Source organism: Pseudomonas sp., from assembly GCF_037994325.1.
Taxonomy (GTDB): domain Bacteria; phylum Pseudomonadota; class Gammaproteobacteria; order Pseudomonadales; family Pseudomonadaceae; genus Aquipseudomonas.
Map to the genome: position 1 here is coordinate 1 of NZ_JBBNAH010000774.1, position 18,620 is coordinate 18,620.

Consider the following 18,620-nt stretch of genomic DNA (forward strand, 5'->3'; position numbering starts at 1 on the left):
GCCTGGGGTGGCGTCGGTGGGGGTGGCATCTGTGGGAAAAGCGGCAGGTTGTGCGCCCATGAACAAGCTCCTGTTATGTTTGTTTTTCGCTGTATACACTTGTCTACTTGAGGTGTATGTATACACCCGTATACCGATTTGCCAACCCAATCTTCCGTAGGGCGAGCCACGCCAATGACCACGATGCCTGATACCGAAACAGCAAAAACCGTTACCGCCCAAGGCAAACGCTTGCTGATGGAAGCCGCATTGCGCCTGGCTGCGATCAGCCGCAGCCTGAGTGGTTTGGGGCTACGCGAGCTGGCGCGGGAGGCGGGGTTGAACCCCAATACCTTCTATCGGCACTTCAAAACTGTGGACGATCTGGGCCTGGCGATGATTGCCGACATGGCCGCACGCATTCGCCAGCCCCTGCGTAATCTGCGTATCGAAGCGGCGCAACGTGCCGAGCTAGGCGCGCCGACAGAGCTGATATTCGGTATTGATCTGGCGCGCGGCCAACGCGTTTGTAGGGAAACGGTCGAGCTGTTTTTCGACTACGTCGCGAAAAATCCCCAAGCCTTTATCGTTGGCGTGCGCGAACTGCACGGCAGCTCGAAAGTGCTGCGCGAAGCGTTGGAGCAGATAATGGAAGACTTCGCTAACGATATGGCCGAGGACTTGGGCAAGCTGCAACTGCTACCTAACCTCGAGCCGGCAGCCATCCGCCAGGTGTCATCGATGATCAGCCGGCAGTTGTTTCAGCAATCGTTGGACTACATCGAGCAAATCGATCGCCGGCCTGCCATTTGCGCCCAGGCGCAGCAGCAGATTTTGATGATGTTTGCTGGGGCAAGTGTGTTGCAGAGCCTTGGGCTGCACAAAACACCCGAGGCGTAGGAGGTTGCTTGCTCCTCTGCGGAGCTATGGATGGATATCAGCAGGTATAACGACGGTGTGCCGAGTATGGGCGTGTTTCGGATGATGACGACTAGGCTAACCCGGAGCATTTTAATTAATACCCTGGGCTAGCCTTCGGTGGTGTTAGCCACTAAAGCCCAGGCGATCCTTCCAGCGTTGCTCCAGCACTTTGGTGTCATGGTCAAACGGGTGGAAGCCTGGGCGGTAGTAATCGAGGTACGGCAGGATCAACTTGGTGAGAAAGCCGTCGCGTGGGCTGAACAGGGTGCGCAAGCCACGGCCCCAACTACGCAGGTTGAAGAGTTGGCGGTCTTTGCGCAGCAGGTGCACTTGGAACCAACTGATCACGCCGAAGAAAATCACGGTTGAAATAGCCATCATGGTTACGCGGGTAAAGTAACCGCCGCCGACGGCCTGGTAGGCGTCGTAGCACACGGCCTTGTGTTCGTTCTCTTCGATCGCGTGCCACATCCACAGTTGGTACATCTTTGGGTCGTCGATCTGCGTGGTCAGGTCTTCGCGCTGCAACAGTTGCTGGGCCATGGTGGCGGTGAAGTGTTCCAGGGCGCAGGTGGCGGCCAGGCGTTGTTTCTTGGTGGTGATTTTGGTCACCCATTCCAGCAGCACTTTGATCCGTAGTTCGAGCTTCTCCAGATCAATTTCATGCTTGGCAGCGTATTCGTTGTAGGTCGCATGCTCTTTGGAATGCATAGCTTCCTGGCCGATAAAGGCGCTGATGTCCTTCTTCAGCTGCGGCTCGGTGATGCGCTCGCGCACGGCACGCACACTGTCGACGAAAAACATTTCGCCATAGGGGAACAGTGACGACAGGTTATTCATGAAATGGGTCATGAAAGCGTCGCCGCTCCACCAGTACTTTTCCGTTTCGGCAAAGGTGAAGTCCATACGCCGCACCGGAAAGCTGGCGTTGGGTTTGGTCAGTTTGGATGGGGTTGGTATGGCGGTCATGGGAGGCTCCTGGCGATCGCCGCGGGGCGATCTTTTCTTGTTGTACGGCTCAGGGTTGATCACTGATGGGTTCAATGATTGGCCCAAGCTGGCAACAGGAACACCCAACCTAAGTGCAGCGCCCCGGCCAACAGGGTCGGCCGGGGCGCGCGGGGTAACAGGCTAGTGCTGTGCTAACCGAGGGGGATTAGCGGTCAGACAGCGCGAAGGTAGTCAGGCAAAAGGTTGAAATGCCGGCGTCTTCCAGCTTCTGCGAACCACCCAGTTCCGGCAGGTCGATGATCGCCGCGGCTTCAAACACCGTGGCGCGCATGCGGCGTACCAGAGCCGCAGCAGCGAGCAGGGTGCCACCGGTGGCGATCAGGTCATCAAAGATCAACACCGAGTCGCCTTCACACAGGCTGTCGGCATGCACTTCCAAAAACGCTTCGCCGTACTCAGTCTGATAACCCTCGGCCAACACATCGGCCGGCAGCTTGCCTTGTTTGCGAAACAGCACCAGCGGCTTGTTCAAGGCGTAGGCAATGATCGAACCGATGAGGAAACCACGGGCATCCATGGCGCCGATATGGGTGAATTCGGCTTCTACGTAACGCTGCACAAAGCTGTCTGCCACCATGCGCAGCGCGCGGGGCGATTGGAACAGTGGAGTGATATCGCGAAAAATCACGCCGGGCTTGGGAAAGTCCGGCACTGGGCGAATCAGGGATTTGATGCTGAAGTCGTCGGTGATCATCGCGAGTCCTACTGTCTGTTCTGGCAAAGGCGCGATTCTAGCAAGCCGCGCCAGGCAGTTCTTGTCGCGCGTGACTACTGCTCCAGATTGCCGCCCGCCAATGCACAGAGCTGGACCGGGTCGAGAATCTCGATTTCCTTGCCATCGGCTGCAATCAGGTTGCCTTGCTGGAAACGGGTAAACACGCGGGATACGGTTTCCACCGCCAAGCCCAGATAGTTGCCGATTTCGTTGCGTGACATAGACAGACGGAACTGGTTGGCGGAAAAACCCCGGGCGCGAAAACGTGCCGATAGGTTGATCAGAAATGAGGCGATGCGCTCGTCGGCGGTTTTCTTCGACAACAACAGCATCATTTGCTGATCGTCGCGAATTTCCCGGCTCATGATGCGCATCAGTTGGCGACGCAGTTGCGGCAATTGCAGCGACAGGTCATCCAGCTTTTCAAAGGGGATTTCACAAACAGTGGTGGTTTCCAGGGCCTGGGCCGAAGTGGGGTAGGACTCTTCGTCCATGCCCGACATACCCATCAGCTCGCTCGGCAGGTGAAAGCCGGTGATCTGTTCGTCGCCCGCATCTGAGACGCTAAAGCTGCGCAGGGCGCCGGAGCGTACGGCAAATACCGAGGTGAACTTGTCACCTTGGCGGAACAGAAACTCGCCTTTTTTTAGCGGGCGACCGCGTTTGACGATGTCGTCTAGGGCATCCATGTCTTCGAGGTCCATCGACAGCGGCAGGCATAAGCCGCTGAGGCTGCAGTCTTTGCAATGCACGGCGGGCAGGCCGCGGGCTTTGATCATTTCATTCATCGCGAGGCATCCTTGTTTAGCCAAGCACACACGAAGCGTAAGGGTATCAGCTTAGCTCCGGATGTGGCCATGTACTTAAGTTCCATACCCGGCTGCCGACACACTAGTGTCGCTACGTAGGGAGAAAAAACATGTTGCCGATCAATACCAGCAACGTCACCGGGCATCTGGCGCAACAGGTGGCCATAAAGGCAAACCGGGATCCGGAAGATCCACCAGCAGACCTACAAACTGCACTGCAAGGTATCAAGGTGACGTTGTCCGAGCAGGCGCAGAAGATCAGTTCCAACGCTAAAGATAATAAAGATATAGACGAAAGCAGCCTGCCAGACAGCGTCAAACAGGCGTTAAAGATGCTCCGCGAATTGCGTCAGCAGTTGGCCGAGAAACAAGCCGAACTGCAGGCGCTGATGGCCGATCAAGGTCTCTCTGAAGAAGAACGGATGCAGAAGGCGCAAGGCCTGCAGAGCGAGATAGCTTCCTTGAACGGTGCGATTTCCACGGCTAATGGCGCCTTGCTTCAAGCTGTTCGTGACGCCGCATTGAGTCCGGATCAGATGCAGGAAATGTCTAGCCTGATGATGGCCTAAGCCGCCATCAGTGATGCATTGCATGCCCCATCAGCCACGCCTGATGGGGCCCGGGCAGCGTCCACAACCCAAATAGAATCACCAACAGACCGCCTGCCACTCGAACATTGCGTTTGCGCAGTACGGCGGTCAGGCGTTCGGCGGCCATACCAGTAGCGAGCAGCACCGGCCAGGTGCCAAGGCCAAAGGCGAGCATTAACCGGCCGCTGTTCAACGCATTGCCCTGGCTCGCCGCCCACAGCAAGGTGCTGTAGACCAGCCCGCAGGGCAGCCAGCCCCACAATGCACCCAGTAACAGCGCCCGCGGCAGGCTGGAGACCGGCATCAGACGGCTGGCAAACGGCTGGATATAACGCCACAACCCGCGCCCCAAAGCCTCAATGCGTGTCAGCCCGCTCCACCAACCGGCCAGGTACAGGCCCATGGCAATCAGCAGCAGCGCTGCGACAACTCTCAACACCATCACTGCCGGGCTATTTGCCACGGCCCAGCCCGCCGTGCCGATCAGAAGACCGGCGCAGGCATAGCTGCAAATTCGGCCGAGGTTGTAGGCCAGCAGTAAACGAAAGCGCCGGCTGCGTTGTTCTGGCGGAATCGCCAGGGTCAGGGCGCCCATCAGGCCGCCGCACATGCCCAGGCAATGGCCGCCGCCCAGTAGCCCAAGAATGACCGCTGAAACTAACAGTGGCGCCAGCTCAAGCACGGGGCGGCTCCTGTTTGTCGTCAGGCTCGGCAGTGTGTTCATGGCCGCTGGCCTGGTCGACGCCGGCCAGGTGGTTGGGGTCTTGGTCGTCGAACAGAATGCTATGGGCCGGGCCGTCGAGGTCGTCGTACTGACCGCTGTCCACCGCCCAGAAGAAAATAAAGATGCACACCGCGACGATTAGCAGAGCGATGGGAATCAGAATGTACAAAGCGGGCATGGGTGACTCCGGGCGCGATTGGGCGGTCAGGCGATAACGTTCTGTGCCGCCGCGCGGTGGCGAGTCAGGCGCAGGGCGTTGAGCACCACCGTCAGCGAGCTGACCGACATACCCACCGCCGCCCACACTGGCGTGATCCAGCCGAGGGCGGCAAAGGGCAGCATAAGGCCATTGTACAGGCCGGCCCACAACAGGTTTTCGATGATCACATGGCGGGTACGACGTGCCAGGGCAAAGGCCTGTACCAGAGCGTCCAGACGGTTGGACAGCAGCACCGCATCGGCGCTGGTTTTTGCTAAGTCGGTGGCAGAGCCCATGGCCACGCTGATATCCGCTGCGGCCAGCACGGGCACATCGTTGACGCCGTCGCCGAGCATCAGCACTTTGCGGCCCTGACTATATAGCGTTTGCAGCATTGCCAGCTTATCGTCCGGGCGCAGACCACCGTGGGCTTCATCGATGCCCAAATCGCGGGCGACGCTGGCGACCATTGGTGAGGTATCGCCCGATAGCAGCAGGGTTTTCCAGCCACGGGCTTTGCAGGCGGCGAGCAGGACAGGGGCGTCGCTGCGCAGGCGGTCGTCGAGGACAAACCAGGCCAAAGGCCTATGGGCGTCGCCGAGCAACAACCATTGACCGGGTTCGTCGGGCATCGCCGGTGCTGGCACACCACTAAGTTGCGCGACAAAAGCAGCCTGACCAATACGCAGGCGCCGACCGCCTACCATTCCTTCCAGGCCCAAACCGGGCGCGCTGGTGACGCCGTCCGCCGCCTCCGGCGCTTGGCCAAAGGCGCGGGCGATAGGGTGTTCGGAGTGATTTTCCAGCGCGGCGGCGAGCGCCAGGCATTGGTCGTCGCTGTCGCTGCCTAGGGGGCGGATGCCGCGTAAGGTCAGGCGGCCTTCTGTAAGCGTGCCGGTTTTGTCGAAGATCACGGTGTCGATTTGGTTCAAGCCTTCCAGCACATGGCCGCGGGTCAGCAGCAGGCCGAGCTTGTGCAGCGTGCCGGTGGCGGCGGTAAGGGCGGTTGGCGTGGCCAACGACAAGGCGCACGGGCAAGTGGCGACCAGCATGGCCAGCACCACCCAGAACGCTCGGGTGGAATCCAGATGCCACCAAACGGCGCCAATCACTACTACCAGAATCAGCGTAATCAGCAGGAACCACTGCGCGGCGCGGTCGGCCATCTCCGCCAAGTGCGGCTTATCGGCTTGGGCGCGGTCGAGCAGGCGCACGATGGCAGACAGGCGTGTGTCATGCCCCAGTGCCAACACCTCAACCGTAAGCGGGCCTTCGACATTAAGGGTGCCAGCGGTCACCGAGTCGCCCACCGTTCGCGGGTGTGGCAGGTATTCGCCGGTGAGCAACGACTCATCGACACTGGATTGGCCATCAACAATTCGACCGTCGGCTGGTACCACTGCGCCAGGCTGGATCAGTACGTGGTCGCCCAGTTGCAGCTCGCGCAGCAGAATGCGCTCGCTCTGGCCGCCGCTGCCCACACGCAGGCAGGACGCCGGTAGCAAATTAACCAGTTGCGCGGTGGCTGCCGCGGTACGTTGGCGGGCGCGTCGCTCTAGATAACGGCCGGTCAGCAAGAACAACGCGAACATGCCGACGGCATCGAAATACAGCTCGCCGACGCCAGTAATGGCAGTCCAGATACCTGCGATATAGGCGCTACCGATAGCCAATGACACCGAAACATCCATAGTCAGGTGGCGAGTACGCAGGTCGCGAAAGGCCCCTTTGAAAAATGGCGCGCAGCTATAGAACACGATCGGCGTGGTCAGAAACATCGCCACCCAGCGCATGATCTGGTGCAGCTCAGGGCTCAGGTCAATATTGAATTCCGGCCAAGTGGCCATGGTCGCCATCATTGCCTGAAACCACAGTAAGCCGGCTACGCCCAGTTGGCGCAGGGTCAGGCGGTTTTCGGCGGCCAGTTGCTCCGCGGCACGGTCGGCTTGATAGGGGTGGGCGGCGTAACCGATCTGGCGCAGCTCGCTGAGTAAGGCGCTCAACGGCAGTTGGCTATCAGCCCAGCTCACCTGCAAACGGTGGTTGGATAGATTGAGGCGCGCCTCGGCCACCGCCGGCATTTGCCGTAGACGGTGTTCAATCAGCCAGCCGCAGGCGGCGCAACTGATGCCTTCCAACAGCAAGGTGGTTTCCGCCAGATCGGCGTTGTGGTGCACAAAGTCTTTTTGTACGTCCGCGCGGTCGTACAGCTCGAGCTCGTCCGGCAATTGCTGCACAAGCGCCCCGGGGTTTACTGAGGCTTCGCTGCGGTGGCTGTAGTAGCTCTCCAACCCGCCAGCCACGATCGCTTCGGCTACGGCTTGGCAACCGGGGCAGCAGAACTCACGGGGCTCATTGAGCACAGACGCACAAAAGCGGCTGCCGGCAGGAACCGGCAAGCCGCAATGGTAGCAGGGCAGGGGAGCGCTCATATCAGCAGATCAGCGTTGCTCTTCTGCGCCAGGAATGGGTTCGTCACCCAGCTTCAACTCAACGCCAGCGCCGACTTTCTCTTCTTCAAACAGACGCCAGGTCTGTTCACCCTCTTGGCCGAGCAATTCGACAAAGCGGCGACCTTCGATGGCTTCCGGTACCTGACCGATATAGCGGTCAGGCTCGGTAGCACTACGTTTGAGGATCAGGTTGCGGTCTTTCTCTGCCTGGGTTGGCGAGATCAGGTTCATTTCCAGGGTTTGCGGGCGGCTGTCGCCACTCAGCAGCAGGCTGACTTCGCCGGTGACTTCATCCAGGGTTGCGCGCGCTTCCAGATGCAGGTCTTTGGCCAGGCGCTCGCGATCCAGAGAGCGGCTGATGCCCTTGCCGGCTTCGTAGTAGTTGTCGGTTACCAGCGTGTCCTGGCCATCAGCGGCGATAAATACCATGTGCATGGTCAAGGCCACCGAGGTGGCCAGCATGCCGATGATGATCCACGGCCAGATGTGTTTGTACCAAGGACTGCTTGCTGTTGCGGGCATTTGACGCTCTCTCTGAATCGGTTACTTAGCGAACACTGGGGCCAATAAAGCGGCTTTTGGTTTCGACGTGGGTATCGGGGTCGTCCGCGCTGTTTAAGACGAAGATTACTTCGTTGGTGCTGGACGGCAGTTTATCCGGAGATACCGACAATTCGATCGGTTGGCTGATGATTTCCCCTGCATCGACCTTGAACTCTTGTTTGCCGGCCAGTTGCAAGTCGTCCAGACCTTTGGCGCTAAGCAAGTAGGTATGCGCTTTCTGGTCTTTGTTCATGATCTTCAGGTTGTAGACGTTTTCGATGCGACCTTCGGCATTTTCGCGGAACAGCACGCGGTCTTTGCTGACGTCAAAGCCCACCAGCGGACGCAGGAAGAATGCTGTGGCCAGCAGCCCCATCATGGTCAGCAGAACCACCGCGTAGCCAATCAGTCTCGGTCGCACCAGATGGGTTTTCTGCCCGGAAAGATTGTGCTCGGTGGTGTAGCTGATCAGGCCGCGTGGGTATTCCATCTTGTCCATGATGGTGTCGCAGGCATCAATACAGGCAGCACAGCCGATGCATTCGATTTGCAGGCCGTCGCGAATATCGATGCCGGTGGGGCATACCTGAACACACATGGTGCAGTCGATGCAGTCACCCAGACCTTCGGCTTTGTAATCGGCGTTTTTTTTGCGCGGGCCGCGGCGTTCGCCACGGCGTGGGTCGTAGGAAACGATCAGGGTGTCTTTGTCGAACATAACGCTCTGGAAGCGCGCATAGGGGCACATATAGATGCACACCTGTTCGCGTAACCAACCGGCGTTGCCGTAAGTGGCAAGGGTGAAGAAACCAACCCAAAAATAGGCCCAGCCGTCCGCTTCGCCGGTAAAGAATTCGATGGTCAGATCGCGAATTGGCGAGAAGTAGCCGACGAAGGTGAGACCGGTGACAAAGCCGATCAGCAGCCAGAGGCTATGTTTGCTGAACTTGCGCAGAAATTTATTGGCGCTCATCGGCGCTTTGTCGAGTTTCATGCGTTGGTTGCGATCACCCTCGGTGACCTTCTCGCACCACATGAAAATCCACGTCCAGACGCTTTGTGGGCAGGTGTAACCGCACCAAACGCGCCCGGCAAATACGGTGATAAAGAACAGGCCAAAGGCGCTGACGATCAGGATGCCGGAAAGCAGGATGAAGTCTTGTGGCCAGAAGGTCGCGCCAAAGATGTAGAACTTGCGCTCTGGCAGGTTCCACCAGACAGCCTGGTGACCAGCCCAGTTGAGCCATACGGTGCCGAAGTACAGCAGAAATAAACCTGCACCGCCGAGCATGCGCAGGTTGCGAAAGAAGCCAGTAAAGGCGCGGGTGTAGATTTTTTCCCGGGACGCATAGAGGTCGACGGATTTGTCCGCGGCCTTGGCAGGCGGGGTGACGTCTTGAACAGGGATCTGATTACTCATCGTTGCGTACCACGGCAGTGGAAAGAGCCTCGTCGATACGTGCCGACGGAGGTCAAAGCGACTAGTGCGCTCTGAATTATACGCGCTGAATGAAGGGTTAATGCTGCGACGTGAGGTCGCGTAAGGCTTGATTTAGTGCGGGGGAGGGTAGAGCGAGGGGAAAACTTGAGGTTTGCATCAAGAGCCTGCCCTGTGGGCAGGCTCCTAAGCAATTTCTTACGCGGCGATTACTCGGCTTGCTCTTTGGCAGCATCCGAGGTGTTGCCGTGGGACAGGCTGTAGACATAAGCGGCCAGCAAGTGGACTTTGTCTTTGCCTTGCAGCTGTTCCTGAGCAGGCATTACGCCCTGACGGCCGTAGCGGATAGTCTGTTGCAGTTGAGCAAAGCTCGAACCGTAGATAAACGCTGCTGGGTGAGTCAGGTTAGGTGCGCCCATAGCTGGGGTGCCCTTGCCTTCCGGACCGTGGCACGCCACGCAGTTGGCTGCGAAGATTTTCTGGCCATTGGCAGGATCTGCCTTGGCATCTTCCGGCAACTTGCGACCGTCCAGTTGGGTCAGCACAAAGGCAGAAACGTCACGCACGCCTTGGTCGCCGATTACCGTGCCCCATGCTGGCATTACCGCGTGGCGGCCGCCAAGAATGGTGGTTTCGATAGTGGCCGGTTCACCGCCCCAGCGCCAGTCGGCGTCGGTCAGGTTGGGGAAACCATAGTTGCCTTTGGCGTCGGAACCGTGGCAAACCGAGCAGTTGGAGGCGAACAAGCGGCCGCCCATCTTCAAGGCTTGTGGATCTTTAGCCACTTCTTCAATTGGCATGGCAGCGAACTTGGCGAAGATCGGACCGAACTTGGCGTCAGCCTTGGCCATGTCCTTTTCCCACTCGTGCACACCGGTCCAGCCTGGCTGACCATTCGAGAACTCTTGCTTGGTCTCGTTGTTCAGGTAGCCGTAGCCCGGCAGCATGCCTTTCCAGTTACCCAGGCCCGGGTAGAGCACCAGGTAACCGAGGGCGAAGATGATGGTCAAGACGAACAGCCAGAACCACCACTTGGGCAGCGGGTTGTCGTATTCCTCGATGCCATCAAAGGAGTGGCCGACGGTTTCGTCGGTGGTTTCAGCACGTTGGCCTTTGCGCGTGGATAGCAAAATCCACGTCAGCGTGGCGATGGTGCCCAGGGTAAGTACAGTGACGTACAGACTCCAGAAGACGGTCATTCTTTGTTACTCCTAGAAGCTTGTTCTTGCTCGACATGCTTGATGGCTTCGGGATCATCCGCGAAAGGCAGCAGCGTGGCTTCATCGAAGTCCTTTTTGCGGCGGCCGCTAAACACCCAGAGCGCCAGGCCTACGAAGGCAACCATTACGACTACTGTGCCAAGACCGCGAATCATCCCAATGTCCATCACACGTCACCGTTTGCTTTTGATGATTGTGCCAAGGCCCTGCAGGTAGGCGACCACGGCATCCATTTCAGTCTTGCCTTTAACCGCTGCTTGAGCGCCGGCAATGTCTTCATCGGTGTAAGGCACGCCCATGGAACGCAAAACTTCCATTTTCTTGGCGGTGTCTTTGCCGTCGAGCTTATGTTCAACCAGGAACGGGTAGGCCGGCATGATCGATTCAGGCACTACGTTGCGCGGGTTGTACAAGTGCGCACGGTGCCAGTCATCGGAGTAGCGACCGCCAACGCGGGCCAGGTCCGGACCAGTACGCTTGGAACCCCACAGGAATGGATGGTCCCAAACGCTTTCGCCGGCTACCGAGTAGTGGCCATAACGTTCGGTTTCCGCACGGAATGGACGGATCATCTGCGAGTGGCAGCCGACACAACCGTTGGCGATGTAGACGTCGCGACCTTCCAGCTCCAGGGCTGAGCGCGGCTTCATGTTTTCCACCGGCTTGTTGGTAACGTCCTGGAAGAACAGCGGAACGATCTGAGTCAGGCCGCCGATGCTGACGGCAATGACCATGAAGAAGGCCAGCAGGCCAATATTCTTCTCGACTACGTCGTGGTTTCTCATTAATGAGCTCCTACTACAGCGATCTGAGCGGCGGCTTCTGCTTCAGCTGGCTTGGAGGCGCGCACGGTGCGGAAGGTGTTGTAGGCCATCAGCAGCATGCCGGAGGCGAAGAACGCACCGCCCAATGCCCGCACGATATAGCCTGGGTGGCTGGCTTGCAGCGCTTCAACAAAGGAGTAGGTGAGGGTGCCGTCTTCGTTGATTGCACGCCACATCAGACCCTGGGTAATACCGTTAACCCACATGGAGGCGATGTACAGCACGGTACCGATAGTGGCGAGCCAGAAGTGCGCGTTGATCAGGCCAACGCTGTGCATTTGTGGGCGGCCCCAGAGTTTCGGAATCATATGGTACAGAGCACCAATGGAGATCATCGCAACCCAGCCGAGAGCGCCGGCGTGTACGTGGCCGATGGTCCAGTCGGTGTAGTGCGACAGCGAGTTGACGGTTTTGATAGCCATCATCGGGCCTTCAAAGGTCGACATGCCGTAGAACGCCAGGGAAACAACCAGGAAGCGCAGGATTGGGTCGGTGCGCAACTTATGCCAGGCGCCCGAGAGGGTCATCATGCCGTTGATCATGCCGCCCCAGCTTGGCGCCAGCAAGATGATCGACATGGCCATACCCAGCGACTGAGCCCAGTCCGGCAGAGCGGTGTAGTGCAGGTGGTGCGGACCGGCCCAGATATACAGGGTGATCAGCGCCCAGAAGTGCACGATGGACAGGCGATACGAGTAGATCGGACGCTCAGCTTGCTTCGGAACGAAGTAGTACATCATCCCCAAGAAGCCTGTGGTCAGGAAGAAGCCCACGGCGTTGTGGCCGTACCACCACTGGATCATTGCGTCAGTCGCGCCGGAGTACAGCGAGTACGACTTGAACAGCGAAACGGGCAGCGACATGTGGTTGACGATGTGCAGCATCGCCGTTACCAGAATGAAGGCACCGTAGAACCAGTTACCAACATAGATGTGCTTACTCTTACGCTTGATGATGGTGCCGAAAAACACCGCCGCGTAGGTAACCCAGACCACCGCCAGCAGAATGGCGAGTGGCCATTCCAGTTCAGCGTATTCCTTCGAGGTGGTGTAGCCCAGCGGCAGGGTAATACCCGCACCGACGATTACGGCTTGCCAGCCCCAGAAGTGGAAGGCCGCCATGCTGTCTGAAATCAGACGCGTCTGGCAGGTACGTTGAACTACGTAGTACGACGTAGCAAACAGAGCACAGCCACCGAAGGCGAAAATCACCAAGTTGGTATGCAGAGGGCGTAAGCGACCAAAGCTCGTCCATGGCAAACCGAAGTTCAACTCCGGCCATACCAATTGCGAGGCGATGAATACGCCCATGCCCATGCCAAGGATCCCCCAGACCACCGTCATGATGGCGAACTGGCGGACCACCTTATAGTTATAAGCAGTCGGACTGATTGCTGTGCTCATTCTAAGGTTCCACGGTTTAGGGTGTTTTTTAGGGGTAAAAATCGGCGGCAAGTATGGAGAATCGACGTAGTCATTGCAACGCCACAGGCCGCAGCGATAAGGCTTTCAGGCACCTGAAACAAGGTATTTCGGCCTCTAGATGAGGTTGGTTCTCAGGTGGCTGCCCTTATCCCTAACCGTCTACGAAAGTGTGTTCTGCCTCATAGCAAACACTGACGGCTAATGCGCCAGCTTAGTAGATGAAAAAGCACCGTGAGGGTTACCTGTCGGCGGGGTGCGACACTGGGTCGCATCGCGACTTAAGGCCACGTTGGCCGATTGGTCAGGTTGCTCAATGAAGTGATTTGCCCGATTTATTAACCCTTTTTAGCAGTGGAAGAGCCTGACCCGCAGTCCGTCGCGCCAGACTCCCTACTTCTAAACGCACTGTTACCGCGACAAGCTCAGGACATACGCGGCCAGTACATGCACTTTGTCATTGCCCAGGTATTGCTCTTGCGCCGGCATCTGACCGTTACGGCCGTTGCGGATGGTTTGCTGCAGTTGCACCAGGCTACTGCCATAAATCCAACCGGCTGGATGGGTGAGGTCTGGCGCCCCCATTGCTGCTGTGCCTTTGCCTTCCGGCCCGTGGCAGGCTTGGCAGGTGCTGGTGTATGTAGCAGCGCCAGCGGTCAGGTCGGCGTCACTTTCTGCTGGCAGCGGAATGCCGGCCAGCTTGGTGCGTACATAGGCCGCCACATTCTTCACTCCGGCATCACCAATCACCGGACCCCACGCAGGCATCGCTGCCTGACGGCCGCGCAGAATGGTGGTTTTGATGGTTTCGCCATCACCGCCCCAGCGCCAGTTGGTATCGGTAAGGTTGGGAAAGCCGACGGTGCCCTTGGCGTCCGAACCATGGCAGACCGAGCAGTTGGTGGCGAAGAGGCGGCCACCAATTTTCAGTGCTTCCGGGTCTTTGCTCAGTTCTTCCAGCGGCGTAGCGGCAAGGCGAGCGAACAAGGGGCCGTACTGCGCATCGGCCTTGTCCACTTCACGCTGCCATTGATTCACTTGGGTCCAGCCATCGCTGTAGCCGGGCAACACGCCTTTCCAGTTGCCCAAACCGGGGTAGAGCAGCAAGTAAACGAGGGCAAAAATAATGGTGCCGACGAACAACAGAAACCACCAGCGCGGTAGCGGGTTGTCGTATTCCTCGATGCCATCAAAGGCATGCCCCATGGTTTTATCGCCGCCATTTGGTGTTTCACCACTGCGAGTGGAAAACACCAACCAGAGCAAAGCGAACAGGCTGCCCAGGGTTAAAAAGCAGACGTACCAACTCCAGAAAACAGTCATTTCAATGTTCCCCCTGCTCAGCGCTTGTTCTTGATGGCGGTGCCGAGCACCTGCAAGTACGCAACCAGTGCGTCCATCTCGGTTTTGCCTTGCACGGTCGCGCTGGCGCCTTCGATATCCGCGTCGGTGTAAGGCACCCCCATCAGGCGCATCACTTGCAGTTTCTTGGCGGTGTCTTTGCCATCCAACTGGTGTTGAACCAACCACGGATAGCCAGGCATCTTCGATTCCGGCACCACGTTGCGCGGGTTGTACAAGTGCGCGCGGTGCCAGTCATCGGAGTAGCGTGCGCCAACGCGGGCAAGGTCAGGTCCGGTGCGCTTGGAACCCCACAGGAATGGGTGATCCCAAACGCTTTCGCCGGCTACCGAGTAGTGGCCGTAACGTTCGGTTTCGGCGCGAAACGGGCGGATCATCTGCGAGTGGCAGCCGACGCAGCCTTCGCGAATGTAAATGTCGCGGCCTTCCAGTTGCAGGGCGGTGTAGGGCTTCATGCCATCCACTGGCTTGTTGGTAACATCCTGGAAGAACAGCGGAACGATTTGCGTCAGGCCGCCGATGCTGACTGCCAGCACCATGCACAGCACCAACAGGAACACGTTTTTTTCGAGTATTTCATGTTTGCTCATGGCCGCTCTCCTCAAGCCATCTGCGCAGCGGCGGCAACTTCTGCCGGCTGTGCACTGCGCACGGTGCGCCAGGTGTTGTAGGCCATCAGCAACATGCCGATGAAGAAGATTCCGCCACCGACCATACGTACGACGAAGCCCGGGTGACTGGCTTCCAGCGCTTCTACGAAGGAGTAGGTGAGGGTGCCGTCGCTATTGATCGCGCGCCACATCAGGCCCTGGGTAATACCGCTGACCCACATCGAGGCGATGTAAAGCACGGTGCCGATGGTGGCCAGCCAGAAGTGCGCATTGACCAGACCCATGCTGTACATCTGCGGGCGGCCCCAGAGTTTTGGAACCATGTGGTACAGGGCGCCAAAGCTGATCATCGCTACCCAGCCGAGAGCGCCAGCGTGTACGTGGCCGATGGTCCAGTCGGTGTAGTGGGAGAGGGCGTTGACGGTCTTGATCGCCATCATCGGACCTTCAAAGGTCGACATGCCGTAGAACGCCAGCGATACCACCAGGAAGCGCAGGATCGGGTCGTCACGCAACTTATGCCACGCGCCCGAGAGGGTCATCATGCCGTTGATCATGCCGCCCCAGCTCGGTGCCAGCAGTACCAACGACATCACCATGCCCAGCGACTGCGCCCAATCCGGCAGTGCGGTGTAGTGCAAGTGGTGCGGGCCGGCCCAGATGTACAAGGTGATCAGTGCCCAAAAGTGCACGATGGACAGGCGATAGGAGTACACCGGACGGTTGGCTTGCTTGGGTACGAAGTAATACATCATCCCCAAAAAGCCCGCGGTGAGAAAAAAGCCCACGGCGTTGTGCCCGTACCACCACTGGATCATGGCGTCCGTTGCGCCCGAATACAGGGAGTAGGACTTGGTCATGCTCACTGGCACTTCCAGGTTGTTGACGATGTGCAACACCGCCACGGTGAGGATGAAGGCGCCGTAGAACCAGTTACCGACATAGATGTGTTTGGTTTTGCGCTTCAGCAGGGTGCCGAAGAACACCACGGCGTAGCCGACCCACACGGCGGTAATCAGTAGGTCGATAGGCCACTCCAGTTCTGCGTATTCCTTTGAGCTGGTGTAACCCAGTGGCAAACTCACCGCCGCCAGAACGATCACCAGTTGCCAGCCCCAAAAGGTCAGGGCCGCCAGGCGCGGCGCGAACAGGGCGGTTTGGCAGGTGCGTTGTACGGTGTAGTAGGAAGTGGCGAAGAGTGCGCAGCCGCCGAAGGCGAAGATTACGGCGTTGGTGTGCAGAGGGCGCAGACGCCCGAAGCTGGTCCAGGGGAGATCGAAGTTCAGTTGTGGCCAGACCAGTTGGGAGGCGATAAACACCCCCAAGCCCATTCCGACGATGCCCCATACCACCGTCATAATGGCGAACTGGCGAACCACCTTATAGTCGTAGGCAGTCGTGGTTGTTGTGCTCATGTCAGGCCCATCCGCGGATTTCTCTAGTTGTTGAAGGCGAGGCGAAGCATGGCGAAACCGACAAACGGCGATATTGATCTGTATCAACCGCTATCCGGCGCTGCGGAACCCACGAAATGGCTGTGGAATAGGCCTGTAGGAGATGTCCGGGCGACATTTATCTTTGCCCACGGCGCGGGCGCGCCGATGGACAGTCCGTTCCTGACCTCCATGGCTGAGCGCTTAGCCTTGCAGGGCGTGGCGGTGCTGCGTTTTGAGTTTCCCTACATGGCCCAGCGCCGCTTAGATGGTGGCAAGCGCCCGCCCAATCCGCAGGCGCGTTTACTTGAGCATTGGCGGGCGGTTTATGCCCAGGTGCGCCAACAGGTCGCAGGACGATTGGCCATTGGCGGCAAGTCCATGGGCGGGCGGATGGCCAGCTTGCTGGCCGATGAGTTGGGCGCGGATGCGCTGGTGTGTTTGGGCTATCCGTTTTATGCCGCGGGCAAACCGGAGAAGCCACGAGTGGCGCATTTGGCCGAGCTGCGCACGCCTACGCTGATCGTTCAGGGCGAACGGGATGCGCTGGGTGACAAAGCTACGGTGGCGCAATACGCGCTTTCGCCGGCGATCCAGTTGGTTTGGCTCGAGGCGGCCGATCATGACCTTAAACCCTTGAAGTCATCTGGCTTTACCCATGAGCAACATCTGCAAGCTACTGCCGAGCAGATGGCGCGTTTTCTCTCCTAGTCCGTTCGCCGCATTAAGAAGCCGTCGAGAGAACAACGTTTAATGGGGTTTGCCAGTTTGTGGCGCTGCCGGCAGTACCAGGCTGGCAACAAAGCCGCCCTGCGCATGATTGGCCAGCTCCAGTATTCCGCCGTGTCGTTCTGCCGCTCGACGGGCAATGGCCAATCCCAGCCCATGCCCCGGCGCGGTTTGTTCCGGGGCGCGAAAGAAGGGTTCCCCCAGGCGTGCGAGATGCTCCGGTAATACCCCCGGACCATGGTCGCGCACGCTCAGGCGCACCCTGCCGTCAGTTTGTTCTGCGCGTAGCTCGATGGCCTGCCCCGCCGGGTTAAAGCGCAACGCGTTGCGCACCAGGTTATCCAGTGCTCGCTCGAGCATATCTGGCCAACCGAGCAGGCTTAGCGCGGGTTCAACCGCCACCACAATGCGCTGCTCGGGCTCATTCAGTTCGGCTTCCTGCTGGCGACTGGCAAATAGCGCGGTGATGTCCACGGCCTGCGCGGCACCGAGGTTAGCGTCCATCCGTGCCAACGCCAGAATCTCGCTAATCAGCGCTTCCAGGCGGTCGCATTCGCGCTCCAGCCGCGGCCATAGTTTCACCCGTTCTTCCGGCTCGGCACGCTCGGCCAAGGCCAGGGCAATGCGCAGTCTTGCGAGCGGCGAGCGCAGTTCGTGGGAGACATCGCGCAGCAGTTGGCGCTGGCTGCTAATCAGGTCTTGCAGGCGCTCGCCCATGCGGTTGAAGTCGCCGGCCAGCACGCCGAATTCGTCACGGCGGGTGGAGAGGCGCGCCAGGGTGTGTTGTTGATACGCGGCTTGGCCAAGGTCGTGCACGGCGCCGCGCAGTTGCCCGAGGGGGCGGGTGATTGACAGGGTCAACAGCAAGCTCAGGGCCGTCAGTACTAGAAAGGCAATGCCCAGTGCACTTACGGGCAAGAACAGGCTGCCGCGGTGCCAGTCGTCTAGCTCAGGGTGCGGAATGCGGTAGATAAACAGGTAGGTGTCGCCACTGCTCGGGCTGGTGTATTCAGTGGTCAGGCGGCGCCAGGGCAAGCGGCGCGGGTCATCGTGCTGGCGCTTTTCAAAGGCGGCGGCGCGCGGTGGAAACGTGCCCTGGATGATGGCGTTGCCGCTGTCGTCGAGCACTTGGGTGTCGATACGGAAGTCGCGTTTGCGCTGTTGTAAATACTCCTGCGCGGCTTGCTGGCCTTTGCTCTCGTAAATGCTCGCCCACTGCTCGGGCACACCTTGCAGGGCAGGGTGCTGGCTGAGAATCCAGGCGTCCTGGTTCAGTACGCGGCCCATCACCATCGACAGGCCTGCGACTAGCACGATGGCTAACCAAAAGCTGGCAAAGATTCGCCAAAACAGTGAGCGCACAACGACTCCTTAACGCGGTAAACGAACAAAACCCACCCGGCAGTTTATGCCGGATGGGTTGCACGGGCCGTAGGGTGCGCTGTGCGCACCCTACGTACTGGGGTGGATCGTCTGGTGCACAGCGCACCCTACGGTATTACTGGGTTTTAGCTTTGTTGGCTTTCCACGCTTGGAACTCTTGCCATTCAGCGCGGCGAGCTTCCATTTGTTTGTGTTTCTCGTCGAACGCCTTCTGTTGCTCTGGGTTCAGCAAGGCGCGGATTTTGCCGTCGGTGG

General features: G+C 58.8%; 19 protein-coding genes and 1 pseudogene. 3 read left to right on the forward strand and 17 right to left on the reverse strand.

What is annotated here, in order from left to right:
- The first annotated feature begins 174 nt into the window (after positions 1-174).
- Entirely contained in the window at positions 175-879 is a 705-nt protein-coding gene (locus tag AAAB16_RS26000) for a TetR family transcriptional regulator (protein WP_340665969.1), read from the forward strand.
- A 144-nt stretch (positions 880-1,023) separates the two neighbouring features.
- On the opposite strand, the gene AAAB16_RS26005 is transcribed toward AAAB16_RS26000, so the two are convergent.
- The 3 genes from AAAB16_RS26005 to fnr all read right to left on the reverse strand — a co-directional run bounded on the left by AAAB16_RS26005 (position 1,024) and on the right by fnr (position 3,414).
- Positions 1,024-1,869 carry a metal-dependent hydrolase gene (locus tag AAAB16_RS26005; RefSeq protein ID WP_340665970.1) on the reverse strand — a complete coding sequence of 282 codons (846 nt, stop codon included), beginning with the start codon at positions 1,867-1,869 and terminating at the stop codon, positions 1,024-1,026.
- Between the two features lie 187 nt (positions 1,870-2,056).
- Positions 2,057-2,605: an adenine phosphoribosyltransferase gene (locus AAAB16_RS26010; protein ID WP_340665971.1), complete on the reverse strand. Its 549-nt coding sequence runs from the start codon at positions 2,603-2,605 to the stop codon at positions 2,057-2,059.
- Positions 2,606-2,679: 74 nt separating this feature from the next.
- Positions 2,680-3,414, reverse strand: coding sequence for a fumarate/nitrate reduction transcriptional regulator Fnr (fnr, locus tag AAAB16_RS26015; protein WP_340665972.1), 735 nt, complete (start codon positions 3,412-3,414; stop codon positions 2,680-2,682).
- Positions 3,415-3,545: 131 nt separating this feature from the next.
- Here fnr and AAAB16_RS26020 point away from each other — a divergent pair, with 131 nt between their 5' ends.
- Complete coding sequence (locus AAAB16_RS26020) at positions 3,546-4,004, forward strand: hypothetical protein (protein ID WP_340665973.1); 459 nt, start codon at positions 3,546-3,548, stop codon at positions 4,002-4,004.
- 7 nt (positions 4,005-4,011) lie between these two features.
- Here the strand turns inward: AAAB16_RS26020 and AAAB16_RS26025 are convergent, their stop codons facing one another.
- The 12 genes from AAAB16_RS26025 to ccoN (AAAB16_RS26080) all read right to left on the reverse strand — a co-directional run bounded on the left by AAAB16_RS26025 (position 4,012) and on the right by ccoN (AAAB16_RS26080) (position 16,235).
- Positions 4,012-4,707 (reverse strand): sulfite exporter TauE/SafE family protein, encoded by a 696-nt coding sequence (locus tag AAAB16_RS26025; RefSeq protein ID WP_340665974.1) that lies wholly within the window; start codon positions 4,705-4,707, stop codon positions 4,012-4,014.
- Positions 4,700-4,927, reverse strand: coding sequence for a cbb3-type cytochrome oxidase assembly protein CcoS (ccoS, locus tag AAAB16_RS26030; protein WP_340665975.1), 228 nt, complete (start codon positions 4,925-4,927; stop codon positions 4,700-4,702). The genes AAAB16_RS26025 and ccoS overlap by 8 nt, the downstream gene beginning before the upstream one ends.
- A gap of 26 nt (positions 4,928-4,953) precedes the next feature.
- Positions 4,954-7,380 carry a heavy metal translocating P-type ATPase gene (locus AAAB16_RS26035; protein WP_340665976.1) on the reverse strand — a complete coding sequence of 809 codons (2,427 nt, stop codon included), beginning with the start codon at positions 7,378-7,380 and terminating at the stop codon, positions 4,954-4,956.
- A gap of 9 nt (positions 7,381-7,389) precedes the next feature.
- Positions 7,390-7,923, reverse strand: a complete 534-nt coding sequence (locus AAAB16_RS26040; protein ID WP_340665977.1) for a FixH family protein — start codon at positions 7,921-7,923, stop codon at positions 7,390-7,392.
- Between the two features lie 25 nt (positions 7,924-7,948).
- Positions 7,949-9,364: a cytochrome c oxidase accessory protein CcoG gene (gene ccoG / locus AAAB16_RS26045; protein WP_340665978.1), complete on the reverse strand. Its 1,416-nt coding sequence runs from the start codon at positions 9,362-9,364 to the stop codon at positions 7,949-7,951.
- Positions 9,365-9,591: 227 nt separating this feature from the next.
- Positions 9,592-10,581: a cytochrome-c oxidase, cbb3-type subunit III gene (gene ccoP, locus AAAB16_RS26050; protein ID WP_340665979.1), complete on the reverse strand. Its 990-nt coding sequence runs from the start codon at positions 10,579-10,581 to the stop codon at positions 9,592-9,594.
- Complete coding sequence (locus AAAB16_RS26055; RefSeq protein WP_110614741.1) at positions 10,578-10,769, reverse strand: cbb3-type cytochrome c oxidase subunit 3; 192 nt, start codon at positions 10,767-10,769, stop codon at positions 10,578-10,580. Before AAAB16_RS26055 ends, ccoP (AAAB16_RS26050) begins: the two co-directional genes overlap by 4 nt.
- Positions 10,770-10,775: 6 nt before the next feature.
- On the reverse strand, positions 10,776-11,387 hold the full coding sequence (gene ccoO / locus AAAB16_RS26060) for a cytochrome-c oxidase, cbb3-type subunit II (protein ID WP_110614740.1): 612 nt from the start codon (positions 11,385-11,387) through the stop codon (positions 10,776-10,778).
- Positions 11,387-12,829 (reverse strand): cytochrome-c oxidase, cbb3-type subunit I, encoded by a 1,443-nt coding sequence (gene ccoN, locus AAAB16_RS26065; RefSeq protein WP_340665980.1) that lies wholly within the window; start codon positions 12,827-12,829, stop codon positions 11,387-11,389. The genes ccoO (AAAB16_RS26060) and ccoN (AAAB16_RS26065) overlap by 1 nt, the downstream gene beginning before the upstream one ends.
- 429 nt (positions 12,830-13,258) lie before the next feature.
- Positions 13,259-14,170: a cytochrome-c oxidase, cbb3-type subunit III gene (gene ccoP / locus AAAB16_RS26070; RefSeq protein WP_340665981.1), complete on the reverse strand. Its 912-nt coding sequence runs from the start codon at positions 14,168-14,170 to the stop codon at positions 13,259-13,261.
- A gap of 17 nt (positions 14,171-14,187) precedes the next feature.
- Entirely contained in the window at positions 14,188-14,799 is a 612-nt protein-coding gene (gene ccoO / locus AAAB16_RS26075) for a cytochrome-c oxidase, cbb3-type subunit II (protein WP_340665982.1), read from the reverse strand.
- 11 nt (positions 14,800-14,810) lie between these two features.
- Positions 14,811-16,235 carry a cytochrome-c oxidase, cbb3-type subunit I gene (gene ccoN, locus AAAB16_RS26080; protein WP_340665983.1) on the reverse strand — a complete coding sequence of 475 codons (1,425 nt, stop codon included), beginning with the start codon at positions 16,233-16,235 and terminating at the stop codon, positions 14,811-14,813.
- A 48-nt stretch (positions 16,236-16,283) separates the two neighbouring features.
- On the opposite strand from ccoN (AAAB16_RS26080), the gene AAAB16_RS26085 reads away from it, so the two are divergent.
- A complete protein-coding gene (locus tag AAAB16_RS26085) occupies positions 16,284-16,964 on the forward strand; it encodes an alpha/beta family hydrolase (protein ID WP_340665984.1) in 681 nt (226 codons plus the stop codon).
- 39 nt (positions 16,965-17,003) lie between these two features.
- Here AAAB16_RS26085 and AAAB16_RS26090 read toward each other — a convergent pair whose 3' ends face one another.
- Positions 17,004-18,344, reverse strand: a complete 1,341-nt coding sequence (locus AAAB16_RS26090) for a HAMP domain-containing sensor histidine kinase (protein ID WP_340665985.1) — start codon at positions 18,342-18,344, stop codon at positions 17,004-17,006.
- A gap of 136 nt (positions 18,345-18,480) precedes the next feature.
- Positions 18,481-18,620: pseudogene (locus tag AAAB16_RS26095) on the reverse strand (LTXXQ domain protein); the annotation flags it as partial.